The sequence below is a fragment of the Streptomyces sp. NPDC041129 genome (assembly GCF_055592265.1).
On sequence record NZ_JBVIYV010000007.1, the window covers coordinates 1 to 25921 of the forward strand.

Annotated in this window: 25 protein-coding genes and 1 riboswitch; of the genes, 20 read left to right on the plus strand and 5 right to left on the minus strand. The window is 71.4% G+C overall.

Annotation, left to right across the window (positions count from 1 at the left end):
- The 3 genes from ACZ6B1_RS22320 to ACZ6B1_RS22330 form a co-directional block, all read left to right on the plus strand.
- A partial coding sequence (locus ACZ6B1_RS22320) for a cytochrome c oxidase subunit I (RefSeq protein WP_468780903.1) occupies positions 1–906 on the plus strand: 906 nt, incomplete at its 5' end.
- Positions 903–1301, plus strand: coding sequence for a cytochrome c oxidase subunit 4 (locus ACZ6B1_RS22325; RefSeq protein ID WP_250401126.1), 399 nt, complete (start codon positions 903–905; stop codon positions 1299–1301). The genes ACZ6B1_RS22320 and ACZ6B1_RS22325, both read left to right, overlap by 4 nt.
- Positions 1302–1442: 141 nt before the next feature.
- Positions 1443–2708 (plus strand): L,D-transpeptidase, encoded by a 1266-nt coding sequence (locus tag ACZ6B1_RS22330; RefSeq protein WP_468780905.1) that lies wholly within the window; start codon positions 1443–1445, stop codon positions 2706–2708.
- A gap of 48 nt (positions 2709–2756) precedes the next feature.
- Here ACZ6B1_RS22330 and ACZ6B1_RS22335 read toward each other — a convergent pair whose 3' ends face one another.
- A complete protein-coding gene (locus tag ACZ6B1_RS22335) occupies positions 2757–3158 on the minus strand; it encodes a response regulator (protein ID WP_390061631.1) in 402 nt (133 codons plus the stop codon).
- Positions 3159–3304: 146 nt separating this feature from the next.
- On the opposite strand from ACZ6B1_RS22335, the gene ctaE reads away from it, so the two are divergent.
- The 6 genes from ctaE to ACZ6B1_RS22365 all read left to right on the plus strand — a co-directional run bounded on the left by ctaE (position 3305) and on the right by ACZ6B1_RS22365 (position 10423).
- Complete coding sequence (ctaE, locus tag ACZ6B1_RS22340; RefSeq protein ID WP_143636562.1) at positions 3305–3925, plus strand: aa3-type cytochrome oxidase subunit III; 621 nt, start codon at positions 3305–3307, stop codon at positions 3923–3925.
- A 59-nt stretch (positions 3926–3984) separates the two neighbouring features.
- Positions 3985–4797: a cytochrome bc1 complex diheme cytochrome c subunit gene (gene qcrC, locus ACZ6B1_RS22345; protein WP_393431389.1), complete on the plus strand. Its 813-nt coding sequence runs from the start codon at positions 3985–3987 to the stop codon at positions 4795–4797.
- Entirely contained in the window at positions 4794–5852 is a 1059-nt protein-coding gene (gene qcrA, locus ACZ6B1_RS22350; RefSeq protein ID WP_468780908.1) for a cytochrome bc1 complex Rieske iron-sulfur subunit, read from the plus strand. The genes qcrC and qcrA overlap by 4 nt, the downstream gene beginning before the upstream one ends.
- Complete coding sequence (qcrB, locus tag ACZ6B1_RS22355) at positions 5849–7480, plus strand: cytochrome bc1 complex cytochrome b subunit (protein ID WP_468780910.1); 1632 nt, start codon at positions 5849–5851, stop codon at positions 7478–7480. The genes qcrA and qcrB overlap by 4 nt, the downstream gene beginning before the upstream one ends.
- Positions 7481–7603: 123 nt before the next feature.
- Positions 7604–8668: an anthranilate phosphoribosyltransferase gene (gene trpD, locus ACZ6B1_RS22360; RefSeq protein WP_468780912.1), complete on the plus strand. Its 1065-nt coding sequence runs from the start codon at positions 7604–7606 to the stop codon at positions 8666–8668.
- An 85-nt stretch (positions 8669–8753) separates the two neighbouring features.
- A riboswitch (SAM riboswitch) is annotated at positions 8754–8870 on the plus strand.
- A 182-nt stretch (positions 8871–9052) separates the two neighbouring features.
- Positions 9053–10423: an aminotransferase class V-fold PLP-dependent enzyme gene (locus tag ACZ6B1_RS22365; protein WP_468780914.1), complete on the plus strand. Its 1371-nt coding sequence runs from the start codon at positions 9053–9055 to the stop codon at positions 10421–10423.
- 29 nt (positions 10424–10452) lie between these two features.
- Here the strand turns inward: ACZ6B1_RS22365 and ACZ6B1_RS22370 are convergent, their stop codons facing one another.
- Both ACZ6B1_RS22370 and ACZ6B1_RS22375 read right to left on the minus strand, forming a co-directional pair.
- Positions 10453–10734, minus strand: a complete 282-nt coding sequence (locus ACZ6B1_RS22370) for an Lrp/AsnC family transcriptional regulator (protein WP_199210240.1) — start codon at positions 10732–10734, stop codon at positions 10453–10455.
- Entirely contained in the window at positions 10731–11474 is a 744-nt protein-coding gene (locus ACZ6B1_RS22375; protein WP_468780917.1) for a rhomboid family intramembrane serine protease, read from the minus strand. Before ACZ6B1_RS22375 ends, ACZ6B1_RS22370 begins: the two co-directional genes overlap by 4 nt.
- Before the next feature lie 152 nt (positions 11475–11626).
- Between ACZ6B1_RS22375 and ACZ6B1_RS22380 the strand changes: the two genes are divergently transcribed.
- The 5 genes from ACZ6B1_RS22380 (at position 11627) to ACZ6B1_RS22400 (ending at position 17066) form a co-directional block, all read left to right on the plus strand.
- Positions 11627–11866 carry a hypothetical protein gene (locus ACZ6B1_RS22380; protein WP_029382693.1) on the plus strand — a complete coding sequence of 80 codons (240 nt, stop codon included), beginning with the start codon at positions 11627–11629 and terminating at the stop codon, positions 11864–11866.
- Positions 11867–11903: 37 nt separating this feature from the next.
- Complete coding sequence (locus ACZ6B1_RS22385; RefSeq protein WP_468780920.1) at positions 11904–13247, plus strand: NYN domain-containing protein; 1344 nt, start codon at positions 11904–11906, stop codon at positions 13245–13247.
- Positions 13248–13459: 212 nt separating this feature from the next.
- The gene (locus tag ACZ6B1_RS22390; protein ID WP_468780923.1) at positions 13460–14491 is read left to right on the plus strand and encodes a C40 family peptidase; all 1032 of its coding nucleotides are present in this window, start codon (positions 13460–13462) and stop codon (positions 14489–14491) included.
- Positions 14492–14726: 235 nt separating this feature from the next.
- Positions 14727–15749, plus strand: coding sequence for a C40 family peptidase (locus ACZ6B1_RS22395; protein ID WP_468780925.1), 1023 nt, complete (start codon positions 14727–14729; stop codon positions 15747–15749).
- A gap of 114 nt (positions 15750–15863) precedes the next feature.
- Positions 15864–17066 carry a hypothetical protein gene (locus tag ACZ6B1_RS22400; RefSeq protein ID WP_468780927.1) on the plus strand — a complete coding sequence of 401 codons (1203 nt, stop codon included), beginning with the start codon at positions 15864–15866 and terminating at the stop codon, positions 17064–17066.
- Here the strand turns inward: ACZ6B1_RS22400 and ACZ6B1_RS22405 are convergent.
- Positions 17023–18279: a glycosyltransferase 87 family protein gene (locus ACZ6B1_RS22405; protein WP_468780929.1), complete on the minus strand. Its 1257-nt coding sequence runs from the start codon at positions 18277–18279 to the stop codon at positions 17023–17025. The genes ACZ6B1_RS22400 and ACZ6B1_RS22405 overlap by 44 nt on opposite strands.
- A 56-nt stretch (positions 18280–18335) precedes the next feature.
- Here ACZ6B1_RS22405 and ACZ6B1_RS22410 point away from each other — a divergent pair, with 56 nt between their 5' ends.
- The gene (locus ACZ6B1_RS22410) at positions 18336–19478 is read left to right on the plus strand and encodes a glycosyltransferase family 4 protein (RefSeq protein WP_468780931.1); all 1143 of its coding nucleotides are present in this window, start codon (positions 18336–18338) and stop codon (positions 19476–19478) included.
- A 96-nt stretch (positions 19479–19574) separates the two neighbouring features.
- Here the strand turns inward: ACZ6B1_RS22410 and ACZ6B1_RS22415 are convergent, their stop codons facing one another.
- A complete protein-coding gene (locus ACZ6B1_RS22415; protein ID WP_468780933.1) occupies positions 19575–21371 on the minus strand; it encodes an AMP-dependent synthetase/ligase in 1797 nt (598 codons plus the stop codon).
- A 307-nt stretch (positions 21372–21678) separates the two neighbouring features.
- Between ACZ6B1_RS22415 and ACZ6B1_RS22420 the strand changes: the two genes are divergently transcribed.
- The 5 genes from ACZ6B1_RS22420 (at position 21679) to ACZ6B1_RS22440 (ending at position 25915) form a co-directional block, all read left to right on the plus strand.
- Positions 21679–22479 carry a metallophosphoesterase family protein gene (locus tag ACZ6B1_RS22420; RefSeq protein ID WP_468780935.1) on the plus strand — a complete coding sequence of 267 codons (801 nt, stop codon included), beginning with the start codon at positions 21679–21681 and terminating at the stop codon, positions 22477–22479.
- Positions 22480–22617: 138 nt separating this feature from the next.
- Positions 22618–23058, plus strand: coding sequence for an SRPBCC family protein (locus ACZ6B1_RS22425; RefSeq protein ID WP_199210232.1), 441 nt, complete (start codon positions 22618–22620; stop codon positions 23056–23058).
- 116 nt (positions 23059–23174) lie between these two features.
- On the plus strand, positions 23175–24347 hold the full coding sequence (locus ACZ6B1_RS22430) for an ArsA family ATPase (RefSeq protein ID WP_468780937.1): 1173 nt from the start codon (positions 23175–23177) through the stop codon (positions 24345–24347).
- A 56-nt stretch (positions 24348–24403) separates the two neighbouring features.
- Positions 24404–24895 (plus strand): DUF5304 domain-containing protein, encoded by a 492-nt coding sequence (locus tag ACZ6B1_RS22435; protein WP_468780939.1) that lies wholly within the window; start codon positions 24404–24406, stop codon positions 24893–24895.
- 66 nt (positions 24896–24961) lie between these two features.
- Complete coding sequence (locus ACZ6B1_RS22440; RefSeq protein ID WP_199210230.1) at positions 24962–25915, plus strand: ROK family glucokinase; 954 nt, start codon at positions 24962–24964, stop codon at positions 25913–25915.
- The last annotated feature ends 6 nt before the right edge of the window (positions 25916–25921 follow it).

The following is a 25921-nucleotide window of genomic DNA, read 5'->3' on the forward strand; positions in this document are numbered from 1 at the left end:
CCGTTCTTCGGCATCATCTCCGAGGTCATCCCGGTCTTCTCCCGCAAGCCGATGTTCGGCTACATGGGCCTGGTCGCGGCGACCATCGCGATCGCCGGTCTGTCCGTGACGGTGTGGGCGCACCACATGTACGTCACCGGCGGTGTGCTGCTGCCGTTCTTCTCCTTCATGACCTTCCTGATCGCGGTCCCGACCGGTGTGAAGTTCTTCAACTGGATCGGCACCATGTGGAAGGGCTCGCTGTCCTTCGAGACACCGATGCTCTGGGCGGTCGGCTTCCTGATCACCTTCACCTTCGGTGGTCTGACCGGTGTCATCCTGGCCTCGCCGCCGATGGACTTCCACGTCTCGGACTCGTACTTCGTGGTGGCCCACTTCCACTACGTGGTCTTCGGCACCGTCGTCTTCGCGATGTTCGCGGGCTTCCACTTCTGGTGGCCGAAGATGACCGGCAAGATGCTGGACGAGCGCCTGGGCAAGATCACCTTCTGGACGCTGTTCGTCGGCTTCCACGGCACCTTCCTGGTCCAGCACTGGCTGGGTGCCGAGGGCATGCCGCGTCGTTACGCCGACTACCTGGCGGCCGACGGCTTCACCGCCCTGAACACGATCTCGACCATCAGCTCGTTCCTGCTGGGCCTGTCGATCCTGCCGTTCCTCTACAACGTGTGGAAGACGGCCAAGTACGGCAAGCCGGTCGGCGTGGACGACCCGTGGGGCTACGGCCGCTCGCTCGAGTGGGCGACGTCCTGCCCGCCGCCGCGGCACAACTTCCTCACCCTGCCGCGGATCCGCAGTGAATCCCCGGCGTTCGACCTGCACCACCCCGAGATCGTCGCGCTCGAGCAGCTCGAGCACGTCGGCCACGGCACCGCCATCGCGGGCGAGAAGGAGGCCGGCAAGTGAAGATCCAGGGCCGGATGTTCATCTGGCTGAGCTTCTTCCTCCTGATCATGGCCGTCGTGTACGGCGTGTGGTCGAAGGAGCCGGCCGGCACCACGGCGCTCTTCCTGGCCTTCGGCCTGGCCATCATGATCGGCTTCTACCTGGGCTTCACCGCCCGGCGGGTCGACGCTGGTGCCCAGGACGACAAGGAGGCCGACGTCGCGGACGACGCGGGCGAGCTGGGCTTCTTCAGCCCGCACAGCTGGCAGCCGCTCATGCTGGGCGTCGGCGGCGCGATCGCCTTCCTCAGCATCGCGGTCGGCTGGTGGCTGATCTACTTCGCCGCGCCGATCATCGCCATCGGTCTGTTCGGCTGGGTGTTCGAGTACTACCACGGTGAGAACCGCACCCAGTAGCACGCGGTGACGCCTGCGCCGAGCGCGCCAGGAGCCCGGACCCTCCGTCAGGAGAGTCCGGGCTCCTGCTTTTGCCACGCCGCGTCACCCGAACGACTGACGTACCGCGCCAAGCAGCTCTGCATCTCATAGCGTGATCATATGAATCACACTCCGCGGACCCGCACCGTCGTCAGCTGCGCGTTGCTGGTGATCGCCCTCGGCGCGGGCGTCACCTCCTGCGGTTCGGACGGCAACCCTCTGTCGGCCAGTCCGTACGACGCGGCGGGCGAGATCTCCTTCAACGGCCCCACCGAAGAGGGGAAGCGGGCCGACCCGGACAAGCCCCTGGAGATCACCTCCGAGAGCGGTGACGGCCGGATCACCGACGTCACCGCCCAGGACTCCACGGGGCGCTTCGTGGCGGGCGAACTCGCCGCCGACGGCAGTCGCTGGCACAGCATCTCCCCGCTGGCCGCGAACGCCCACTACACGGTCCGCGTCAGCACCGAGGACGACGACGGGGCGCCGGGTCGCAAGGTCCTCACCTTCGACACCAGCAAGCCCACCAGCAAGCAGCGGCTGAACGTCACGTTCGGGCCCGAGGCGGGCGTCTACGGCGTCGGGCAGCCCATCACCGCGCAACTCGACCGCGAGGTCAAGGACAAGGCGCAGCGGGCCGTCGTGGAGCGCGGCCTGCGCGTGGACTCCGTGCCGGCCGTGCAGGGCTCCTGGTACTGGGTGAGCGCCAAGGAACTCCACTTCCGTCCCAAGGACTACTGGCCCGCCCACGCCACCATCCAGGTGCACAGCAACCTGGAGGGCGTGAAGATCAGCGACCGGCTCTGGGGCGGCAAGACGAAGGCGTTGAAGATCACAACGGGTGACCGGATCGAGGCCATCACCGACGCCTCGACGCACCAGCTGACGTACTACAAGAACGGACAGCAGGTCGAGCAGATCCCGGTCACCACGGGCAAGCCCGGCTTCGAGACCCGCAACGGGGTCAAGGTCGTCCTGGAGAAGCAGTACTTCGTGCGGATGCGGGGCACCACCGTCGGCATCGCCGAGGGCAGCTCCGACTCGTACGACCTGCCGGTCTACTACGCCACCCGGGTCACCTGGTCCGGTGAGTACGTGCACGCCGCGCCCTGGTCGGTCGGCTCCCAGGGCTCCGCCAACGTCAGCCACGGCTGCACGGGGATGAGCACGTCCAACGCCGAGTGGTTCTTCGACAACGTCCATCCGGGTGACATCGTCAAGGTGGTCAACTCCAACGGTGACCCGATGGAGAACTTCGGCAACGGCTTCGGGGACTGGAACCTCGACTGGAACAAGTGGCGCACGGGCAGCGCCCTGACGGCCGGCACACCGGACGCCTCGGCACCCTCCCGCGACGCCCCCAGGCTGCGGCCGGTGGCCCTGTGACCAGGGGCGCGGGGCGGTACGGCCCGCCCCGCGCCCCCGGACCGACCCTCAGACGCCCAGCAGCCGCTTCCGGCGCAGCAGGGAGGCCAGGGCGGAGGCGAACTCCACCGGCTCCACCGGCAGCGTCACAGCGGCGTCCGCACGGCTCCAGGTGGCCAGCCACGCGTCCTGCGGCCGCCCCATCAGCAGCAGCACGGGCGGGCAGTTGAACACCTCGTCCTTGATCTGCCGGCACACCCCCATGCCGCCCATCGGCACGGCCTCGCCGTCGAGCACGCACACGTCGATGCCGCCCTTGTCCAGCTCGCGCAGCACCGCCTCGGGCGTCGCGCACTCCAGGAACTCCACGACCGGCACGTCCGGAGCCGGCCGCCGCCCGGCGGCCAGCCGTACCTGCTCGCGGGTGTTGGAGTCGTCGCTGTACACCAGCACTGTGGCGGTCGGCTGCATGCTTCCTCCGAGACGTGGGCGTCGTGCGGACAGGGCCGTTCGAGGCGGATGTTACTCCCATGAACACCACGTCAACACCGGTTCGAACGGGCAAGACACTCCGAACGGCACCCCCCGGAGTGAGGGCGGGATAAGCGACCGACATAATGTCGGTCGTGGCGACAGCAACGACAGTAGAAACCGGGCACGCGCACCCGTCGGTCAATCGGCCGAACCTCACCAGCGTCGGAACCATCATCTGGCTGAGTTCCGAGCTGATGTTCTTCGCGGCCCTCTTCGCGATGTACTTCACCCTCCGGTCGGTGACCGGACCGGCGCACTGGAAGGAGATGGCGGAGGCACTCAACGTGCCCTTCTCCGCCACGAACACCACGATCCTGGTGCTCTCCTCGCTGACCTGTCAGCTCGGCGTCTTCGCGGCCGAGCGCGGGGACGTGAAGAAGCTCCGTGGCTGGTTCATCCTCACCTTCATCATGGGCGCGATCTTCATCGGCGGTCAGATCTACGAGTACACGGAGCTGGTGAAGAAGGACGGGATCTCCCTGTCCTCGGACCCGTACGGCTCGGTGTTCTACCTGACCACCGGCTTCCACGGCCTGCACGTGACGGGCGGTCTCATCGCCTTCCTGCTGGTCCTCGGCCGTACATACGCGGCGAAGAGGTTCACGCATGAGCAGGCGACCGCCGCCATCGTCGTGTCCTACTACTGGCACTTCGTCGATGTCGTCTGGATCGGCCTCTTCGCCACGATCTACCTGATCAAGTAGCCGGGACCGTTCCCGCACATCCAGCATCGACGCAGAAGATCCTGACACCGGGGTAATCCGTGAAAAAGCTCTCCGCACGACGACGCCATCCGCTGGCGGCGGTCGTCGTCCTACTCCTCGCGCTGGCGGCCACTGGGGGGCTGTACGCCGCGTTCGCGCCCGCGAGCAAGGCACAGGCCGATGAAACCTCCCAGTCCCTGACCATCAAGGAGGGCAAGAAGCTCTACGAGGTCGGCTGCGCCAGCTGCCACGGCACCGGTGGCAAGGGCTCCTCCGACGGGCCGAGTCTGGTCGGCGTGGGCGCCGCGGCCGTCGACTTCCAGGTCGGCACGGGCCGCATGCCCGCCTCCACCTCGCAGATGGCGCAGATCCCGCGCAAGAAGGTCGTGTACACCCAGGCCCAGATCGACCAGCTCGCCGCGTACGTCGCGTCGCTGGGCGCCGGCCCGAACGTGCCGACGAAGCAGCAGTACGGCCCGGAGGGCGCGGACATCGCCAAGGGTGGCGAGCTGTTCCGCACCAACTGCGCGCAGTGCCACAACTTCACCGGCAAGGGTGGTGCCCTCACCAAGGGCAAGTACGCGCCGAGCCTCGAGGGCGTGGACCCCAAGCACATCTACGAGGCCATGCAGACCGGCCCGCAGAACATGCCGTCCTTCCCCGACACCACGATGTCGGAGAAGAACAAGAAGGACATCATCGCGTACCTGAACGCGGTCAACGGTGACGAGACGGTCAACCCGGGTGGCCTCGAGCTGGGCGGCCTCGGGCCGGTCAGCGAGGGTCTGTTCGCCTGGATCTTCGGTCTCGGCGCACTGATCGCGGTTGCCGTGTGGGTCGCCGCCCGGACCGCAAAGGCCAAGAAGTCATGAGTAGCCAAGACATTCCAGAAGAGAACCTGCCCGCAGAGCAGGACCACGCGCACGGCGCCGTGAGCGTCGCGGACGAGGCGAACCCGTTCGCGGACCCGGGGCTGCCGCCCCACGAGCACCGGATCCAGGACATCGACGAGCGGGCCGCCAAGCGGTCCGAGCGCGTCGTCGCCCTGCTGTTCACGGTCTCGATGCTGGCCACCGTCGGCTTCATCGCCTCGTACGTGACGATCTCGCCCGACACCTCGGTCTACATCTTCCCGATCGGGCACATCAGCGCGCTGAACTTCGCGCTCGGCCTGACCCTGGGCGCGGCGCTGTTCTGCATCGGCGCGGGCGCGGTCCACTGGGCCCGCACCCTGATGTCCGACGTGGAGGTCGCCGACGAGCGGCACCCGATCGCGGCCTCCCCCGAGGTCCGCGCGAAGGTCCACGCGGACTTCAAGGAGGGCGCCAAGGAGTCGGCGCTCGGCCGCCGCAAGCTGATCCGCAACACGATGCTCGGCGCGCTCACCCTGGTGCCGCTCTCCGGCGTCGTCCTGCTGCGCGACCTCGGCCCGCTGCCCGGCACCTCGCTGCGGCACACCCTGTGGGCCAAGGGCAAGCTCCTCGTCAACACGAACACGAACCAGCCGCTGCGTCCCGAGGACGTCCAGGTCGGTTCGCTCACCTTCGTCAAGCCCGAGGGCCTGGAGGAGACCGACGAGGACTTCCAGAACGAGATCGCCAAGGCCGCCGTGATGATCGTCCGGCTGCAGCCGGGCAACATCAAGGACAAGCGCGAGCTCGACTGGTCGCACGAGGGCATCGTCGCCTTCTCGAAGATCTGCACCCACGTCGGTTGCCCGATCTCGCTGTACGAGCAGCAGACGCATCACGTCCTGTGCCCGTGCCACCAGTCCACCTTCGACCTCTCCGACGGTGCCCGAGTGATCTTCGGCCCCGCTGGTCACGCCCTGCCGCAGCTCCGCATCGGCGTGAACGACGAGGGTTACCTCCAGGCGCTCGGCGACTTCGAGGAGCCCGTCGGTCCTGCATTCTGGGAGCGCGGATGAGCACCAACGAGAACAACGAGCGACGCGGCAAGGCGCCGGCCGGCGAGCGGATCGCCGACTGGGCCGACGGCCGGCTGGGGATCTACTCCCTGGCCAAGGCCAACATGCGCAAGATCTTCCCCGACCACTGGTCGTTCATGCTGGGCGAAGTCTGCATGTACAGCTTCCTCATCATCATCCTGACCGGTGTCTATCTGACGCTGTTCTTCCACCCGTCGATGAACGAGGTGGAGTACCACGGCAGCTACGTCCCGCTCCAGGGACAGCTGATGTCCGAGGCGTTCAACTCGACCCTGCACATCTCCTTCGACGTGCGCGGTGGCCTGCTCATCCGGCAGATCCACCACTGGGCCGCGCTGATCTTCCTCGCCGGCATGTTCGTGCACATGATGCGCGTGTTCTTCACCGGCGCGTTCCGCAAGCCGCGTGAGATCAACTGGCTGTTCGGCTTCCTGCTGTTCGTCCTGGGCATGTTCACCGGCTTCACCGGTTACTCGCTCCCGGACGACCTGCTCTCCGGCACCGGTGTGCGCTTCACCGAGGGTGCGATCCTGTCCATGCCGATCGTCGGCACGTACATCTCGTACTTCCTCTTCGGCGGCGAGTTCCCCGGCCACGACTTCGTGGCCCGGTTCTACTCGATCCACATCCTGCTGCTGCCGGGCATCATGCTCGGCCTGATGGTGGGCCACCTGATCCTGGTCTTCTACCACAAGCACACGCAGTTCGCGGGTCCCGGGAAGAGCAACAACAACGTCGTCGGCATGCCGCTGCTGCCGGTGTACATGGCCAAGGCCGGAGGCTTCTTCTTCCTGGTCTTCGGCGTGATCGCGGCCATCGCCGCGGTCACCCAGATCAACCCGATCTGGGCCATGGGCCCCTACCGGCCGGACCAGGTGTCCACCGGCGCCCAGCCGGACTGGTACATGGGCTTCGCCGAGGGTCTGGTCCGCTACATGCCGGGCTGGGAGATCAACTTCTGGGGTCACACGCTCGTCCTGGGCGTGTTCATCCCGCTGGTCCTCTTCGGCCTGGTGCTCGCCGCGATCGCGCTCTACCCGTTCATCGAGTCCTGGGTCACCGGGGACAAGAGCGAGCACCACATCCTGGACCGCCCGCGCAACGCCCCGACGCGCACCGGCTTCGGCGTCGCCTGGATCACGGTGTACATGGTCGGTCTGGTCGGCGGTGGCAACGACCTCTTCGCCACCCACTTCAGCCTGTCGCTGAACGCGGTCACGTGGTTCGTCCGGATCTCCTTCTTCGCCGGACCGGTCATCGCCTTCCTCGTCACCAAGCGGATCTGCCTCGGCCTGCAGCGCCGGGACCGCGAGAAGGTGCTGCACGGCCGCGAGACGGGCATCATCAAGCGCCTGCCGCACGGTGAGTTCATCGAGATCCACGAGCCGCTCAGCCAGGAGCAGCTCCACACCCTGACCGCCCACCACCAGTACGAGCCGGCCGAGATCGGCCCGACGGTGGACGAGAACGGTGTCGAGCGCAAGGTGAAGGGGTCCGAGAAGCTGCGCGCCAAGCTCAGCAACGCCTACTACGGCGAGGACAACCAGATCCCGAAGGCCACCGTCGAGGAATACCGGGAGATCACGAGCGGCCACGGCCACCACTGATCCCCGAGCGTCGCCACGCCACAGTCGAAGGGCCCCGTCCGGCTTGCGGACGGGGCCCTTCGCCGTGTCCAGGGCTGGATAGGGTGGGAGCACACTGTTCTGCGACGAAACCCAGGAGCGGCTATGAGCGCTGTGACCCCCGCTGGAGGCGACACCGCGGCGGGCCGTTCCTGGCCCGCCCTGCTGAACGGCCTGCTGGACGGCCGGGACCTGTCCGCCGACGAGACGGCCTGGGCGATGGACCGCATCATGCGCGGCGAGGCGACCGACGCCCAGATCGCCGGGTTCATGGTGGCGCTGCGCGCCAAGGGCGAGACGGTCCAGGAGATCACCGGCCTCGTGCGGACCATGTACGAGCACGCCAATGTGATCGAGGTGCCCGGGCCGGCCGTCGACATCGTCGGCACCGGCGGCGACGGCGCGAAGACGGTGAACATCTCCACCATGTCGTCGATCGTCGTCGCCGGCACCGGCACGAAGGTCGTCAAGCACGGCAACCGCGCCGCGTCCTCCGCCTCCGGCTCGTCCGACGTCCTGGAGAAGCTCGGCATCAACCTGGGCCTGACCCCGCGGCGGGTCGCCGAGGTCGCCGAGGAGGCCGGCATCACCATCTGCTTCGCCGTGAAGTTCCACCCGTCGCTGCGCCATGTCGCGGCGGCCCGCGGCCAGTTGGGCATCCGTACCACCTTCAATGTGCTCGGCCCGCTGACCAACCCGGCCAAGGTGCGCGCCCAGGCGGTCGGTGTGGCCGATCCGCGCATGGCGCCGATCGTGGCCGGGGTCCTCGCCGAGCGCGGGAACTCCGCCCTGGTGTTCCGGGGCGACGACGGCCTGGACGAGCTGACCACCACCTCGACGTCCCGGGTGTGGGTGGTCCGGGACGGCAAGGTCGCCGAGGAGCGCTTCGACCCGCGGGACGCCGGCATCGGGCTGGTCCCCGTGGAGGCGCTGCGCGGCGCCGACGCCTCGTACAACGCCGAGGTGGCCCGGCGCGTACTGGACGGCGAGCACGGCCCCGTCCGGGACGCGGTGCTGCTGAACTCGGCGGCGGCGCTGGTCGCCCTGCATCCGGCCGACCAGCCGCTCACCGAGCAGCTGCGCGCGGGCATGGCGAGGGCGGCGGAGTCGATCGACAGCGGGGCGGCGAAGCGAACGCTGGAGCGGTGGGTGACGGCCAGCAACGCCTGACACCCGCCCGGTGCGACGCGGGGCGCGGTCCGGATGCCGGACCGCGCCTTGCGCACCGGAGATCGTGTGGCAGGATACTGAACCAGGTCATGAGTGACAGCCATTCGGCCCCGGCCGGCTGTCCGGCAACCCTCCGTCCGTGGCGGGGTGCCCCGGGTGAGGACCAGGTCGTGGGCAGCGAGGTCCACGGCAAGCGCGGACCCCTCGCGCGGCTCCTGACGGGGCGCGGGACCAGGGGTCCTGGTCGTCGAGGGAGCCTTCTGTGAGCAAGCGAATGCGATAGGGCGTAGAGCCCCGCCTCCGCGTACCCCTTTTCATCTTCCGCCGTGCTTCGAGCCGTACCGCTCGCACGGTGACACCGGCCTGCCTCACGGGAGTTCACCCATGTCCGTCTCCACCGCTGCCGCCACCCAGACCATTTGTGACCAGCTGCCCGTTCTGGGCCGTGACGTCACCGTCCCGCTCGTGACGGGCGGCGAGGTCACCTACGCCGCGCTGGACTACGCCGCCAGCGCCCCCGCCCTGCAGCGCGTCTGGGACGACGTCGCCGCCTACGCGCCCTACTACGGCAGCGTCCACCGTGGCGCCGGCTACCTCTCCCAGCTCTCCACCGACCTGTTCGAGAACGCCCGCCGGACGGTCGCCGGATTCCTCGACTGCCGCCGGAGCGACCAGGTGGTCTTCACCCGGTCGACCACCGACTCCCTGAACCTCCTCGCCCGCGCGCTCCCGGCCGGCTGCGAGGTCTTCGTCTTCGAGACCGAGCACCACGCCGCGCTGCTGCCGTGGCAGGACGCGAGGGTGACCGTCCTCGACGCGCCGCGCACCCCGCGGCAGGCCGTGGAGACCCTGGAGCGGGCCCTCGCCGACCGCGACCCGTACGGCCCGGCCCTGGTGTGCGTCACCGGCGCCTCCAACGTCACCGGGGAGCTGTGGCCGGTGCGCGAGCTGGCCGCCGCGGCCCACGCGCACGGGGCCCGGATCGTCCTGGACGCCGCCCAGCTCGCCCCGCACCACCCGGTGTCGGTCCGGGACCTGGACGTCGACTGGGTGGCCTTCTCCGGTCACAAGCTGTACGCGCCCTTCGGCTCCGGCGTGCTGGCCGGCCGCGCCGACTGGCTGGCCGCGGCCGGGCCGTACCTGGCGGGCGGCGGCGCCAGCCGCAAGGTCACGCGGCGCGAGGACGGGGGAGTGGACGTGGAGTGGCACGAGAGCGCCGCGCGCCACGAGGCCGGCTCCCCGAACGTCATCGGCGCCTACTCCATCGCCTCCGCCTGCAAGGCCCTCACCGAGGCCGGCTGGGACGCACTCGTGGCCCGCGAGCAGCACCTGATCGCCCGGGTCCGGGCGGGTCTCGCCGAGGTGCCGGAGGTCAGGGTGCTCTCCCTGTTCGGCGACGACGCCCCGCGGGTCGGCGTGCTCTCCTTCGTCGTCGAGGGCTGGAACAGCTCCCACTTCGCCGCCGCGCTCTCCGCCGAGTACGGCATCGGCGTGCGCGACGGCCTGTTCTGCGCCCACCCGCTGGTCCGCACCCTGCTGGGCGGCGACCCGCGGACCCAGGGCGAGTGCGGGGCGCCGGAGGCCGCGCCCGGTGAGAAGTCCCTGAACGCCGTCCGGGTCAGCTTCGGGGCGGGCACGCCCGACGAGCACGTCGAGCGCTTCGTCGACGCGGTGCGGGAACTGGTCCGCGACGGCGCGCGGTGGCGCTACCGCACCGAGGACGGCCGCTGCGTGCCGGTGCGCGACCAGGCCTGACCCGAGCGACAGGCTCTAGGGGGCGGCGTTCACGAGTCGAGACCGATCGCGAACGCCGCCTCCAGGTCGTGCTGGGAGTACGTGCGGAACGCGACGTGTGTGTCGGTGCCCTCCACGCCGGGGATCTTGCTGATCCGCCCCGGGATGACGTCGGCCAGGTCCTCGTGCTGCCGCACCCGCACCATGGCGATCAGGTCGTAGGTGCCGGTGACGGAGAAAACCTCGCTCACCGAATCCAGCGAAGCGATCTGCTCCGCGATCTCGGGGATCCGGTCCACGCTGGTCTTGATGAGGACAATCGCGGTGATCACGGCTGGTTCTCTCCCTCGGGTGCCGGGGCCGGTGCGGACCTCACTCTAGTGGTCGGCCCGTAGCGCACCCACGCGTAGCCGAAGCCGAGGCCGAAGCCGATCAGGTGGGCGAGATAGGCGACCCCGGGGCCCTGGCCGGCCCGGCCCGCCGCGAGCCACTGCAGGGCCGCCCAGAAGGGCAGCACGACCCAGGCCGGGAAACGCAGGGGGAGGAAGAACAGGAAGGGGAGGAGACTGGTCACACGGGCACGGGGGAACAGGTACAGGAACGCTCCGAGGACCGCCGAGATCGCCCCCGAGGCGCCCACCAGCGACTGTCCGGAGGTGACGTTGGCGGCCGCGTAGCCCAGCAGGGCCAGGTAACCGCAGCCGACGTAGAAGAGGGCGAACTCCACCCGGCCCATCCGTTCCTCGGTCATCAGCCCGAAGACGAAGAGGAAGAGCATGTTGCCGAGCAGATGCACCCAGCTGCCGTGCACGAACAGGGCGGTGGCCGGGGTCAGGGCCGCCCGGACCGACGGGTCGAACAGCTCGGCCGGGACCACGCCCCAGTGCCGGAAGTACGCCCGCTGCGCCGCGAACAGCGCCCCGCCCGAGCCGTACGCCGGGGTGAGGCCGGAGGCCGGGCCGAGCACGAAGATCAGGGTGCACAGGACGAGGAGGACGTACGTCATCGGCGCGGAGACGCCCCGGACCGCCCGGAACGCTCCGCGGGCCGCCGTGCCCCAGGTGCGGATCATGACTACAGAGCATGACGTAACGGGACGCAAGCCGACAGACCGCCTCGCCGCCGTGAACGGACGGGCGGCGAGCGACCGGCAGGCCGTAGGGTTACGAGCCACACGCGTCGGGGAGCGGCGCGGACGACCCGAGAAGGAAGCGAACAGTCACGATGACGGTTCCCCTGCCGACCGCCACGACACGATGGCGCTGCGCCCTCTGCGGCAACCTCACCCGCTTCGACGTGACCCGCTCGTCGAAGGTCGTCGAGTACGTTCACCTCGACCTCGCGGGCGAGCCGACGGTGGAGGAGCGCGAGGTGGTCAGTGAGACCATCGAGTCGGTCCGCTGCCGCTGGTGCAACGCGGTGGACCAGGTGGAACTCGTGGACAGGCCGGGCGCCGGCTCCTGAGCGGAGCGGGCCCCGTAGAGGTATTGGGGTGTGACGGATGGTGGAGACCGCAGGCGGGGGGCCGGGCGACGGCACCGCTGAGGTGCTTGACCGTCCGCTGCCCGACGGCGTGCGCCGGCGGGTCGTGCAGATCGTCTCGGACGGCTTCGGTCTGCTGACCGTGACGGAACTGCCCGCCCAGTTGCGGCAGTACGCCCGGTTCGCCCCCAATCGACGGGCCAAGTTCGCCGGCAACGCGATGGCGGCGGCGCTGGAGACCGACACGCTGTTCCGGCAGCGGATCGGGGAGAAGTTCAGAGAGGCGCAGCCGGAACTCTCCGGCGCCCTCGACTCCGGCTCGCCGCCCCCGGCCGCGGACCCGCTCGATGTGGCGGCCGCGGCCTACGTACTGCGGCCCGTGGGCTGGGTGAAGCTGGTCACCGCGGCCGGCGAGGAGGCGCAGCGCGCCGACGCCGAGCGGGCCGACGAAGAGAGCCGCGCCGAACTCGAGCGGCTGCGCGCCGAGCTGGACCAGGCCCGCGAGCAGACCCGCGCCGAGACCGAACGGCTGCGCGCCGAGGCGGAGTCGGCGAAACGGGAGGCGGAGTCGCTGCACCGCAAGCTGCGTGCCGCGCTCAGCGACGTCAAGCGCGGCGAGGCCGCGCTGCGCAAGGTCCGCGGCGAGATCGACGCCGTGCGCGCCGAGGGGCACGCGCAGCTTTCGGCGGCCGAGAGCGAGTCCCGGCGGCTCAAGGCACGCCTTGGTGAGGCCGAGGCGGCGCTGGAGGCCACCCGCCGGGCGGCCCGTGAGGGCCGCAGCGTGGAGGACATGCGGGTGCGGCTGCTGCTGGACACCATGCTGGACGCCGCCCAGGGGCTCCGGCGTGAACTCGCCCTGCCGCCGGTCTCCGTACGCCCGGCCGAGACCGTGGACGCGGTCGAACCGGGACGGATGACCCCGAAGGACATCGCGGCCCGCGCGCTGTCCGAGAACGACCCGGCGATCCTCGACCAGTTGCTGGCGCTGCCGCAGGCGCATCTGGTCGTCGACGGCTACAACGTCACCAAGACCGGCTATCCCCAGATGCCGCTGGAGAAGCAGCGGCTGCGCCTGCTGGGCCAGCTCTCGGCGCTCGCCGCGCAGACCGGTGCCGAGGTGACCTGTGTCTTCGACGGCGCCGAGCTGGCCGCGCCGGTGCTGCTCGCGCCGCCGCGCGGGGTGCGGGTGCTGTTCTCCAAGCCGGGCGTCACGGCGGACGAGCTGATCCGTCAGCTCGTGCGCGCCGAGCCGCCGGGCCGCCCGGTCATCGTCGCCTCGACCGACCGGGAGGTGGCCGACGGGGTCGCCCGCGCCGGTGCCCGTCCCGTCGCCTCTGCGGTACTTCTGAAGCGACTGTCCTGAACGTGCAACGCGCATATGCAATGCCCGAATTGGCCGTATCGTCACGCAACGTAGTGTCAATCGGGCATCACCGCACGTGAGTTGTGTGCAAAGAATGCGTTGCGTCACCGGATTTTTTGCCGCGGGGATTTGAACTGATCACAACTGGGTCACTAGGGTCTGGGCTCGAACCTCCGAACGGGTGATCACTCACAAGAAGGAGATCGTCCCTCGTGGCGTCCCACCGTCGACCCAAGCAGCCCAGTCGCACGCGTGTCACCGTGCTGACCACCGCGGCGGCCGCCGCCGTCGTGCTGAGCGCGAACGCCGCCAACGCCGCGCCGAGCGAGAAGGTCGGCAAGGACGAGGTCAAGGCGAAGGTCGACAAGCTCTACGAGCAGGCGGAGCAGGCCACCGAGAAGTACAACGGGGCCAAGGAGAAGCAGCAGAAGCTGCAGAAGGAAATCTCCACCATCCAGGACAACGTGGCCCGGGGCCAGGAGGAGCTCAACAAGCTCCGCGACGGCCTGGGTTCGCTGGCCACCGCGCAGTACCGCTCCGGCGGCATCGACCCCTCGGTCCAGCTCTTCCTGTCCGCCGACCCGGACGACTACCTCGACAAGGCCTCCACGCTCGACCAGTTGAGCGGCCAGCAGGTCGAGGCGCTGAAGAAGATCCAGGACAAACAGCGCGAACTCGCCCAGGAGCGCGCCGAGGCCACCGGGAAGCTCAAGGACCTGGCCGCCACCCGTACCGAGCTGGGCAACAAGAAGAAGGAAGTCCAGGGCAAGCTCGCCGAGGCGCAGAAGCTGCTCAACACCCTGACGGCCAAGGAGAAGGCGGCCCTCGCCGCCGAGCAGCAGCGGGCCAACCGCTCCGCAAGCGACCGGGTGGACCTCGGCAACGACTCCTCCGCCTCCGGCCGGGCCGCCGCGGCCTTCTCCGCCGCGCAGAGCAAGATCGGCACGCCGTACGTCTACGGCGCCTCCGGTCCGTCCTCCTTCGACTGCTCGGGCCTGACCTCCTGGGCCTACGCCCAGGCCGGCGTCTCCATACCCCGCACCTCCGAGGCCCAGGCGAACTACGGCGCCCACCTGTCGCAGAGCCAGCTCCAGGTCGGTGACCTGGTGTTCTTCTACGGCGACCTGCACCACGTCGGCCTCTACGCCGGCAACGGCCAGGTGCTGCACGCCCCGCACACCGGCGCCGTGGTCCGCTACGAGGCGATCGGCAACATGCCGTTCCAGTTCGGCGTCCGCGTCTGACCCCGTCCGACGCCGCCTCCGGGGCGCCCGAACGGGCGAATCCCGAGTACCGCGACTGACTCCCCGCCCCGCCCTGACCTGCGTCAGCGGCGGGGCGCAGTGGTTGTGGGGCCGTTGACCGCCTTTGGCCGCCGTCCTTCCGCAGGGTTACTGTCTGCCGCGTTTCCCCGGCGCGGGGGTCTCCCCGTCCCCCGCGCCGGGGAGACCGTTCCTGTCCACCGGCAGAAGGACTTCCGTGGGTTCCCATCGCCGTCTCGCACCGTCCGGGTTCGACCGGGGCGCCTCGGCCGCCCTGTGCGCGTTGTCGGCGGCGGCCGCCGCCCTGGGGGCCGTACCGGCCGACGCGGCTCCGCACCGGAACGCCCGTGCCGAGGTGGACCGCCTCTACGAGGAGGCCGAGAAGGCGACCCAGGCCTACGACAAGGCCGACGAGCGGGCCGACGCGCTGCGCCGGGAGGTCCGGGACGCGCAGGAGCACATCGCGCGCCGCCGGCAGCGCGTCAACACCATGCGGGAGCGGCTGGGTTCGCTGGCCGGCGCCCAGTACCGCTCCGGCGGCCTGGACCCGGCCGTCGCCCTGCTGCTGTCCGACGACCCGGACGACTACCTCGCCAGGGCCGCCACCCTCGACCGCATCGGCGTCCAGCAGGCCGGACAGCTCCGGGAGTTGCGCGTGGAGATGCGGCAACTCGCCCAGGAGCGGGCCGAGGCCGCCGGGAAGCTCGCCGAGCTGGAGCGCAGCCGCAAGGCCGTCGACACCCACAAGCGGATCGTGGAGCGCAAGCTCGCCCGGGCCCGGCAGTTGCTCAACTCCCTGCCCGCCGGCGAACGCGCCGCCTACGACCGCGCCTCCCGCGGGGGCCGCGCCGATCTGCCCGGACTGCCGGACCTGGTCGGCGCCGTCGCCTCCGACGCCCGCGCCGCGGCCGCCGTCGCCGCCGCCCGGTCCGCGCTCGGCCGCCCCTACGTGTGGGGCGCCAGCGGGCCGTCCGGCTTCGACTGCTCGGGGCTGATGCAGTGGTCGTACGCACAGGCCGGCGTCCATCTGCCGCGCACCTCCCAGGACCAGCGGCACGCCGGCCGGCAGGTCCCGCTGTCCCAGGCGCGCCCCGGCGACCTGGTCGTCTACCGCTCCGACGCCAGCCACGTGGGGATGTACGTCGGCAACGGCCGGGTGATCCACGCGCCCTACCCGGGCGCGCCGGTGCGCTACGACCCGGTCGGGATGATGCCGGTCTCCTCCGTGACCCGTCCCTGACCTCGGGGCCTGTCCGGCGGATCATGCCGGAACCGCGGGGCGGCATGACACCGCCGCCTGGAGCCGGCCCGATCCGCCGGACAGGCCCCGGGCCACGCGCCGTACGATCGGCGGGTGACTGTTCGTGGACGGGCGCGGCGGACGTGGCGCGCCGCGGCGGCGGGACTCTGCCTGCTGCTCCTGCCGCCCGTGGCCGGATGCGGCGGCCGGACCGCCGCCGACCCGGTCACCGCCGAGGTGCAGCGGGTCCTCGACCGGCGGTCGGCGGCCCTGCTCGGGCACGACGAGACGGCCTTCCGCGCGACCGGGACCCGCACCGCCTACGTCCGGCTGCGCGCCCTGCCCCTGGCCTCCTGGGCGTACCGGGTGACGGACCTGCGCCGCGGCGGCTCCGGCGCCACCGCCGACGCCGAGCTGCGCTACCGGGTCGCCGGCTACGACAGGGCACCGGTCAGTGTCCGCCGCACCCTCACCCTGCGCCGCGCCGGGGGCGGCCGGTGGTACGTCACCGGTGACCGGCCCGCCGGGAAGTCCGGGCAGCAGTTGTGGGACCAGGGTCCGGTCACCGCCGTCCGGGGCGCGCACAGCCTGGTCCTCGGGGCCGGCCAGGGCGCCGCCGAGCTGCGCCGCTACGCCCGGCTCGCCGACCACGCCGTACCAGCCGTCTCCGCGGCGTGGGGGACGTCCTGGGCCCGGCGGCTCGTCGTCCTGGTCCCGCGGAGCCTCGCCGGCATGGCCGGACTGCTCGGCTCGCCCGCGTCCGGCTACCGGGGCATCGCCGCGGTCACCACCGGCGAGGCGGGGGCCCCGGGGAGCACGCCGGCGGACCGGGTGGTGGTCAACCCGGAGGCGTACGCGGTGCTGGGCGAGACCGGCAAGCAGGTGGTGCTCACCCACGAGACCACGCATGTGGCCACCCGGGCGCACACCACCGCCGCCACCCCGCTCTGGCTGTCCGAGGGGTACGCCGACTGGATCGGCTACCTCGGCACCGGCCGCACACCGTCCGAGGCCGCACCGGAACTGAGCCGCGCGGTCCAGGACGGCGAGGTGCCGGCGGCCCTGCCCACCGACGGGGACTTCGCCTTCAGCGGCGACCCGGACCGCCTCGCACGGGCCTACGAGAGCGGCTGGCTGGCCTGCCGGATGATCGCCGCCCACTGGGACGAGAGCCGCCTCGGCGCCTTCTACCGCGCAGTCGGCGCCCACGACGAGCGCCCGGGCGCCCTCGACGAGGCCCTACGCAGAACCCTCGGCACCACCCCGGAGGCGTTCACCGCCCAGTGGCGCGACTACGTGCGCGATCAGCTGGGCTGACCGGTACCGGCGCGGTGGCCGCCGGGACGGTGGTGCGCCACAGGGCGCGGGCCGCGGTGAGGGCCGCGGCGAGGAGGAGGGCGTTGCGCAGGAGGAGCAGGGCGACGCCGTAGGTGTCGCTCACGATGACGTGCACGAAGCCGATGGGGAACTCCAGCAGCGTGACGAAGGCGGCCGCCAGGACCAGGGCGGCGGGCCCGCCCGTCCGGCTCGCCCGGAAGCAGCCGCGGACGGCGGCCAGGCCGATCAGCCACACCAGGTACTGCGGGCTGATCACCCGGCTGGTGACGGTGAGGAGCAGCACCGCGGTGAAGGCCGCGTCCGCGAGCGTGTGCGGCTCGAACCGGGTCGCCCGCAGCCGCCACAGCAGGAGCCAGCAGAAGGCGCCGGCGCTCAGCGCCACCGCGACCTTGCCGACCACGCCGACATAGGGGCCGATGAACTCCACCGAGCCGTAGTTCAGCACCACCTCGCCCGGCCAGCCGAAGCGTCGTGCCACATGGAGGACCAGACCGCCCAGCGACTCCACCTCGGTGCCCCGGTCCCGCTGGAAGGCCAGGAAGGCGAACGCGCCCGGCACGGTCACCGCGAACAGCGCCGCGATCCCGCCCCCGGTCACCGCCGCCGAGAGCCACGCCCGCAGCCGGGTGGCGCCCACCAGCAGCAGGGCGGGCCACACCTTCAGCAGCGCCCCGAAGGCCGCCAGCGCGCCCATCACCCGGGGATACCTGGTCCCCGCGAGCAGGGCCGCCACGGCCACCGCGGTCACCATCAGGTCGTACCGGGCGTACGCCGTGGGGCCGAGCAGCGGCAGACCCGCCACCCAGATCCACGCGCCGCGCGACGACCGCTCGGGCCGCCGGGCCGCGTACGCCAGCAGCCCGGACACGACCAGGTCGGCGAGGCAGCTCAGGACGAAGAAGGCGGGCGCGTAGCCGAGGAACGGCAGCAGGGCGGGGGAGAGGATCGCCAGCGCGGCCGCGGGCGGATACTGCCAGGTCACGTCGTTCAGCGGGAACGTGCCCCGGCACAGCACCTCGGACCAGCCCTGGTAGATCACCGACACATCGGTGGTGACGTCCGCGCCGGGCAGGGAGACCACCCGGAAGACCAGGAGCAGCAGCGCCAGCCGGGTGGCGCACCAGGTCCACGGCAGCGCCGCCGGCCACCCGCCCGTCCTCTTCACCCGCGCTCCCGTCCGTCCGCCGTCCATGGCCAGGGAACCATGATTCCCCGGCCCGCCGCAGGCGCGCGGTAGGGTCGGCGGCGATGCACAAGACCCTCATCGTGACCAACGACTTCCCGCCCCGGCCGGGCGGCATCCAGGCCTTCCTGCACAACATGGCCCTCCGGCTGGACCCCGAGCGGCTCGTCGTCTACGCCTCCACCTGGAAGCGCGGCCAGGAGGGCGCCCGGGCCACGGCCGCCTTCGACGACGAACAGCCCTTCACCGTCGTACGCGACCGTACGACCATGCTGCTGCCGACGCCCGGGGCGACCCGGCGGGCGACCGGGCTGCTGCGGGAACACGGCTGCACCTCGGTGTGGTTCGGGGCGGCGGCGCCGCTCGGTCTGATGGCGCCGGCCCTCAGGAAGGCGGGCGCCGAGCGGCTGGTGGCGACCACCCACGGGCACGAGGCCGGCTGGGCCCAACTGCCCGCCGCCCGGCAGCTGCTGCGCCGGATCGGTGAGTCCACGGACACCCTCACCTACCTCGGCGAGTACACCCGCTCCCGGATAGCCACCGCCCTCACCGAGGACGCGGCCCGGCGCATGACGCAGCTTCCGCCCGGGGTCGACGAGAAGACCTTCCACCCGGACTCGGGCGGCGACGAGGTGCGGGCGCGGCTCGGGCTCACCGAGCGGCCGGTGGTGGTGTGCGTCTCCCGGCTGGTGCCGCGCAAGGGCCAGGACACCCTCATCAGGGCCATGCCGAGGATCCTTTCCGCCGAGCCGGACGCCGTGCTGCTGATCGTCGGCGGCGGGCCCTACGAGCGGGATCTTCGCCGGCTGGCCCAGGAGACCGGCGTCGACGCCTCGGTCCGCTTCACCGGCGCCGTGCCCTGGTCCGAGCTGCCCGCGCACTACGGCGCCGGCGACGTCTTCGCCATGCCGTGCCGCACCAGGCGCGGCGGACTGGACGTGGAGGGCCTCGGCATCGTCTACCTGGAGGCCTCCGCCACCGGGCTGCCGGTCGTCGCCGGCGACTCGGGCGGCGCGCCGGACGCGGTGCTGGACGGCGAGACCGGCTGGGTCGTCCGGGGCGGCGAGCCGGCCGAGGCGGCCGAGCGGATCACCACCCTGCTCGGCGACGCCGGGCTGCGCCGCCGGATGGGCGAGCGCGGCCGCCAGTGGGTCGAGGAGAAGTGGCGCTGGGACCTGCTGGCGGAGAAGCTCAGAGCCCTTCTCTAGACGCACGCGCGGCGACGCGCGACGAACACACGACGACGCACGACGGCGCGGGCCCCCACCGGGGGCCCGCGCCGTCGTGCGTTCTCAGCGGGCGGCCTACTTCGCGTAGATCGCCTCGATCTCGTTCGCGTAGTCCTTCGCCACCACGTTCCGCTTGAGCTTCAGCGACGGGGTGAGGTGGCCCGACTCCTCCGTGAACTGGTAGGGCAGGATACGGAACTTGCGCACCGACTCCGCCTTCGACACCGCGGCGTTGCCGTCGTCGATCGCCGCCTGGATCGCCGCCCGCAGGTCCGGGTCCTCGCGCAGGGACGCCGCGGTGCAGCCCGCCGGCTTGCCGTGCTCCTCGGCCCAGCGGCCCAGGAACTCCTCGTCGATGGTGACCAGCGCGCCGACGAACGGCCGCCCGTCGCCCACCACCATGCACTCGGCGACCAGCGCGTGCGCCCGGATCCGGTCCTCGATCACGGCCGGGGCCACGTTCTTGCCGCCCGCCGTGACGATGATCTCCTTCTTGCGTCCGGTGATCCGCAGATAGCCGTCCTCGTCGAGGGTGCCTATGTCACCGGTGTGGAACCAGCCGTCCGCCAGCGCCTCGGCGGTCGCGCCCGGGTTGTTCCAGTACTCCTTGAACAGGTGCTCGCCGTGCAGCAGCACCTCGCCGTCGTCCGCTATCCGGACCACCGAGCCGGGCAGCGGCTGGCCGACCGTGCCGATCTTCTGGCGGTCCCACGGGTTGAACGCGGTGGCCGCGCAGGACTCGGTCAGGCCGTAGCCCTCCAGCACCGTGAAGCCGATGCCCCGGAAGAAGTGGCCGAGCCGCTCGCCCAGCGGGGCGCCGCCGGAGATCGCGTACTCGCCCCGGCCGCCGAGGACGGCGCGCAGCTTGCTGTAGACCACCCGGTCGAAGACCTTGTGCTTGATCCTCAGGCCGAGCGACGGGCCCGACGGGGCGTCCAGCGCCTTGCTGTAGGCGATCGCGGTGTCCGCCGCCTTGTCGAAGATCGCGCCCTTGCCGTCCGCCTGGGCCTTGGCGCGGGCCGTGTTGTAGACCTTCTCGAAGACGCGCGGCACACCGAGGACCAGGGTCGGCCGGAACGCGGCCAGTTCGTCGGTGAGGTTCTTGATGTCCGGGACGCAGCCCAGCTTGATCGGCGCCATCATCGGGGCGATCTGCACCAGCCGGCCGAAGACGTGCGCGAGCGGCAGGAAGAGCAGCACCGAGCACTCACCGGTGCGGAACAGCGGACGCAGCCGCTCGACGATGTTGCCGCACTCGGCGAAGAAGCTGCGGTGGGTGAGCACACAGCCCTTGGGGCGGCCCGTCGTACCGGAGGTGTAGACGATCGTCGCCGGGTCGTCGGCCCGGGCGAGCGAGCCACGCTCCTCCACGGTCGCGTCCGCGACACCCTGGCCGAGCCGGGCCAGCTCCTCCAGGCCGCCGGCCTCGATCTGCCAGACGTGCTTCAGCCCGGGCAGCGAGGCCCGCACCGACTCGACGGCCTCGGCGTGGTTGTCCAGCTCCACGACACAGGCGGTCGCGCCCGAGTCGGACAGGATCCACTGCACCTGCTCCGGCGAACTGGTCTCGTACACCGGCACGGTCACCGCGCCCGCGCTCCAGATCGCGAAGTCCATCAGCGTCCACTCGTACCGGGTGCGGGACATCAGCGCCACCCGGTCGCCCGGCTGCACCCCGGCGGCGATGAGGCCCTTGGCGGCGGTGTGCACCTCGGCGAGGAACCGCGTCGCCGTCACGTCCTGCCAGACACCGCCCACCTTGCGGGCGATGACGGCGACGTCGGGATGCTGCGCGGCGTTTCTGCGGACGATGTCGGTCAGGTTGCCGTCGGCAGGGACCTCGTACAAAGCCGGAAGGCTGAACTCGCGCAAGACTGCTGCTCCTCATAGGGCGCCGGCGCCACGACTCTGTGTGATGCGACGGTGCGGTCCATGGCTCGGGAGTGCTCCGGGAAACACATGCCGATTCACATGTTGAAATCCAGAGCACGACTGGACGGCCCGGACGTTACCCGCCGGTATGGCGTCTACGACAGGGGGTCCCGGTGAGATGTTCGCTGCGTCACACAGGTTGGCGTTCCTTCGCGCACAGTAGTCCACGGCACAACCGACCGGCGAGTAACCGCAGGCCGGACCGCCACTGTTCACAAGGGCCGCGCGCCACCTACGCTTGATCGCCATGGCACCCACACCGACCGGCAGCCGACGGACAACACGTGTCCACGTGGTCAGCGACGTGCACGGCAACGCCCGTGATCTCGCCCGGGCCGGCGAGGGTGCGGACGCCCTGATCTGCCTCGGCGACCTCGTCCTCTTCCTCGACTACGCCGACCACTCGCGCGGGATCTTCCCCGACCTGTTCGGCGAGGAGAACGCGGACCGGATCGTCGAGCTGCGCACCGCCCGCCGGTTCGAGGAGGCGCGGGCCTTCGGCGCCCGGCTGTGGGCCGGGATCGGCGCCGACCGGGCCGCCGCGATCGAGCGGGCGGTGCGCAAGCAGTACGCCGAGCTGTTCGCCGCGTTCCCGACACCGACGTACGCCACCTACGGGAATGTCGACATGCCGCCTTTGTGGCGCGAGTACGCCCGGCCCGGCACCACGGTGCTGGACGGCGAGCGGGTGGAGATCGGCGGCCGGACCTTCGGCTTCGTCGGCGGCGGGCTGAGGACGCCGATGCGTACGCCGTACGAGATCGACGACGAGGAGTACGCGGCGAAGATCGAGGCGGTCGGCGAGGTGGACGTGCTGTGCACCCACATCCCGCCGGAGGTTCCCGAGCTGGTCTACGACACGGTCGCGCGCCGTTTCGAACGGGGGAGCCGGGCGCTGCTGGACGCCATCCGCCGCACCAGACCGCGCTTCGCCCTGTTCGGGCACGTCCACCAGCCGCTGGCGCGCCGGATGCGGATCGGGGCGACCGAGTGCGTGAACGTGGGGCACTTCGCGGGCACGGGCCGGCCGTGGGCGCTGGAATGGTGACCGGAACCCCGATGCGGACCCGATGCGGACGGGGTGAAGGAGGCAGGTCGGGGGCGCGGTAGCCTTCACGCTGCACACACGTGCGCGGCCCGCGCACGGCAAGAGTCTCTTCGGTCCGTATCTGGAGGAGCCACGGCGATGGCGGAACACACCAGTTCGAGCATCACGATCGAGGCGGCTCCGGCCGACGTCATGGCGGTGATCGCCGACTTCGCCCGCTATCCGGACTGGACCGGCGAGGTCAAGGAGGCCGAGGTGCTCGCGGCCGACGAGCGGGGCCGCGCCGAGCAGGTCCGCCTCGTCATGGACGCCGGCGCCATCAAGGACGACCAGACGCTGGCGTACACCTGGTCCGGGGAGAACGAGGTCTCCTGGACGCTGGTGAAGTCCCAGATGCTGCGTTCCCTGGACGGCTCCTACCTCCTGAAGCCGGCCGGGCAGGGCGCCACCGAGGTGACCTACCTGCTCACCGTCGACGTAAAGATCCCCATGCTCGGCATGATCAAGCGCAAGGCCGAGAAGGTCATCATCGACCGCGCCCTGGCGGGCCTGAAGAAGCGCGTGGAGTCGGACCACTAGGACCGTTCCGGCAGCCGCGGCCCGCAACACCGGATGCCCCGGGAGCACCGCCCAGCGGCGGCCCGGGCTTCTGCGGCGGCACGGGGCGCCCTTCCACTCCGTTACCGTTCACCCTCATGCGCACCCTCCTGATCACGGGCCCGGGCGGCAGCGGCCGTACGACCATCGCCGCCGCCACCGCACAGCGCGCCGCGGCCGCCGGCACCCGCACCCTGCTGCTCGGCGCCGATCACACCGACACCCTCGGCGCGGCGCTGGGCACCGGAACAGGACCGGTCCCCACCGAGGCCGCCGGGAACCTCACCGTCTGGCGTCCCGACGCCGCCGACCGCTTCCGGCAGGACCTCACCGCCTTCCAGTCCCGCGCCGCGAACGTCCTGGACCTCCTCGGCGCCGCCCGGCTGGACGCCGAGGAGGTCACCCCGCTGCCCGGCGCCCAGGAACTCTCCTTCCTGCGGGCCCTGCGGGACGCCGCCCTCTCCGAGCGCTACGACCTCCTCGTCGTCGACCTCCCGCCCCTCCCGCAGGCCCTGGCCCTGCTCGCCCTCCCCGAGGAACTGCGCCGCTACCTGCGCCGGCTGCTCCCGCCCGAGCGGCAGGCGGCCCGCGCCCTGCGCCCGGTCCTCGGCCGGCTGGCCGGCGTTCCCATGCCCGCCGAGTGGCTGTACGAGACGGCGGCCCGCTGGGACATGGAGCTGGCCGCCGTGGAGGCGGTGCTCACCGACCGGCACACCTCCGTACGCCTGGTCGCCGAACCCGGCCCGGCAGGCGCCGACGCCGTACGCACCTCCGGGCTCGGCCTCGCCCTGCGCGGCCTGCGCACCGAGTCCCTGGTCGCCAACCGCGTGCTGCCCGACACCGTGCCCGACAGCTGGCTGGCCGGACTCCTCGCCCAGCAGCGCAAGACGCTCGCCGAATGGCAGACGGAGCACGACGTCCACCGCGTCCCGCACCTCGGCCGCGACCCGCACGGCGCCGACGACCTCGACGCCCTCGCCGTGCCCGGCGTCAACCCGGCGCCCGCCCCGGTCGAGTGGCCCGTCACCGACACCCTCGCCACCGACGGGGTGCTGGTCTGGCACATCCCGCTGCCCGGCGCCGTACGGGACGACCTCGACCTGATCCGGCGCGGCGACGAACTCGTGGTGACCGCGGGCCCCTTCCGGCGGATCGTTCCGCTGCCCTCCGCCCTGCGCCGCTGCACCGTCGCCGGCGCCGGGCTGCGCGAGAGCGAGCTGCGCGTCCGGTTCGCCCCCGACCCCGGGCTGTGGCCCGCGGCCGGCCGGTGAACCGGGTGGGCCGTTCGGGTAACGTCGTAGGGGCGAACCGTAGTCAGGAGTCCGCCATGAGCGAAGAGCGCCCCGCACCCGAGCCCGCCGCGGAGGTCCACGAGGAGGGGGCGACCGACGCCGACGCCTGGTCCACGGCCTGCGCCGAGGACCTCGCCGCCGAGAAGTCCCGCCGCCGCTCCGAGCAGGGCCCGCCGCCGGGCTCCGCCGCCGAGGAACTGCGCAGACTCGTGGACACCGTGGCCGACAAGCTGTCCGGCCTGCAGTCCCCGCTCCTCGGGGGCCTCGCCGGACCGGCCGCCCAGCAGGCGGTGCGGCAGGTCGTCGAGCAGGCGAAAGCCGCCGTGGAGCCCGTCCTCGAGCGCAACCCGGACGTGTTCGACCACCTCGCCGCGGCCGGCAACGAGCTGCTGGCCGCCTACCGGTCGGCCGTCCAGAACCAGGAACGCCGCTGGACCACCGGCTCCGCCGGCTCCAAGGACCAGTGGCCCGACGGCCCCGGCCGGGGCGAGGACGGCGGTCCGGGGGAGCGCATCGACCTGGACTGAAGCCCTCCCACGGCAGGGCCTCGGGTACGGTTGGCCGTAGCGGGGCTCGACCGAACTGAGGGATTCATGGGACTCACCATCGGCGTCGACATCGGCGGCACCAAGATCGCGGCCGGCGTGGTCGACGAGGAAGGCAACATCCTCTCGACCTTCAAGGTTCCGACCCCCACCACGCCCGAGGCCATCGTGGACGCCATCGCCTCGGCGGTGGAGGGCGCGCGCGCCGGGCACGAGATCGTCGGCGTGGGCATCGGTGCGGCCGGTTACGTGAACCGGCAGCGCTCGACGGTCTACTTCGCGCCCAACATCGACTGGCGCAACGAGCCGCTCAAGGAGAAGGTCGAGGCCCGCGTGGGCCTTCCCGTCGTGGTCGAGAACGACGCCAACGCCGCCGCCTGGGGCGAGTACAAGTTCGGCGCCGGCAAGGGCCACCGCAACGTCATCTGCATCACGCTCGGCACCGGCCTCGGCGGCGGCATCATCATCGGCAACAAGCTGCGCCGCGGCCACTTCGGCGTGGCCGCCGAGTTCGGCCACATCCGGATGGTGCCGGACGGTCTGCTGTGCGGCTGCGGCTCGCAGGGCTGCTGGGAGCAGTACGCCTCCGGCCGCGCCCTGGTGCGCTACGCCACGCAGCGCGCCAACGCCACCCCCGAGCGCGCCGAGGTACTGCTCTCCCTCGGCGACGGCACCCCCGACGGCATCGAGGGCAAGCACATCTCCATGGCCGCCCGCCAGGGCGACCCGGTCGCCGTCGACTCCTACCGCGAGCTGGCCCGCTGGGCCGGCGCCGGCCTCGCCGACCTCGCCTCCCTCTTCGACCCCTCCGCGTTCATCGTCGGCGGCGGCCTCTCCGACGAGGGCGACCTGGTCCTGGACCCGATCCGCAAGTCCTACAAGCGCTGGCTGGTGGGCGGCAACTGGCGTCCGGTCGCCGATGTGATCGCCGCCCAGCTCGGCAACAAGGCAGGCCTGGTGGGCGCGGCCGACCTGGCCCGCGAGCCCGACCCGATCATGTGACGAGCC

What these genes read in the sequence shown, in the direction of transcription:
- ACZ6B1_RS22330 (WP_468780905.1), top strand. Translation starts at nt 1,443, where the DNA reads ATGAATCACACTCCGCGGACCCGCACCGTCGTCAGCTGCGCGTTGCTG.
- ACZ6B1_RS22335 (WP_390061631.1), bottom strand. Translation starts at nt 3,158, where the DNA reads ATGCAGCCGACCGCCACAGTGCTGGTGTACAGCGACGACTCCAACACC.
- ctaE (WP_143636562.1), top strand. Translation starts at nt 3,305, where the DNA reads ATGTCGGTCGTGGCGACAGCAACGACAGTAGAAACCGGGCACGCGCAC.
- qcrA (WP_468780908.1), top strand. Translation starts at nt 4,794, where the DNA reads ATGAGTAGCCAAGACATTCCAGAAGAGAACCTGCCCGCAGAGCAGGAC.
- qcrB (WP_468780910.1), top strand. Translation starts at nt 5,849, where the DNA reads ATGAGCACCAACGAGAACAACGAGCGACGCGGCAAGGCGCCGGCCGGC.
- trpD (WP_468780912.1), top strand. Translation starts at nt 7,604, where the DNA reads ATGAGCGCTGTGACCCCCGCTGGAGGCGACACCGCGGCGGGCCGTTCC.
- ACZ6B1_RS22365 (WP_468780914.1), top strand. Translation starts at nt 9,053, where the DNA reads ATGTCCGTCTCCACCGCTGCCGCCACCCAGACCATTTGTGACCAGCTG.
- ACZ6B1_RS22375 (WP_468780917.1), bottom strand. Translation starts at nt 11,474, where the DNA reads ATGATCCGCACCTGGGGCACGGCGGCCCGCGGAGCGTTCCGGGCGGTC.
- ACZ6B1_RS22380 (WP_029382693.1), top strand. Translation starts at nt 11,627, where the DNA reads ATGACGGTTCCCCTGCCGACCGCCACGACACGATGGCGCTGCGCCCTC.
- ACZ6B1_RS22385 (WP_468780920.1), top strand. Translation starts at nt 11,904, where the DNA reads ATGGTGGAGACCGCAGGCGGGGGGCCGGGCGACGGCACCGCTGAGGTG.
- ACZ6B1_RS22405 (WP_468780929.1), bottom strand. Translation starts at nt 18,279, where the DNA reads ATGGACGGCGGACGGACGGGAGCGCGGGTGAAGAGGACGGGCGGGTGG.
- ACZ6B1_RS22410 (WP_468780931.1), top strand. Translation starts at nt 18,336, where the DNA reads ATGCACAAGACCCTCATCGTGACCAACGACTTCCCGCCCCGGCCGGGC.
- ACZ6B1_RS22420 (WP_468780935.1), top strand. Translation starts at nt 21,679, where the DNA reads ATGGCACCCACACCGACCGGCAGCCGACGGACAACACGTGTCCACGTG.
- ACZ6B1_RS22425 (WP_199210232.1), top strand. Translation starts at nt 22,618, where the DNA reads ATGGCGGAACACACCAGTTCGAGCATCACGATCGAGGCGGCTCCGGCC.
- ACZ6B1_RS22430 (WP_468780937.1), top strand. Translation starts at nt 23,175, where the DNA reads ATGCGCACCCTCCTGATCACGGGCCCGGGCGGCAGCGGCCGTACGACC.
- ACZ6B1_RS22435 (WP_468780939.1), top strand. Translation starts at nt 24,404, where the DNA reads ATGAGCGAAGAGCGCCCCGCACCCGAGCCCGCCGCGGAGGTCCACGAG.
- ACZ6B1_RS22440 (WP_199210230.1), top strand. Translation starts at nt 24,962, where the DNA reads ATGGGACTCACCATCGGCGTCGACATCGGCGGCACCAAGATCGCGGCC.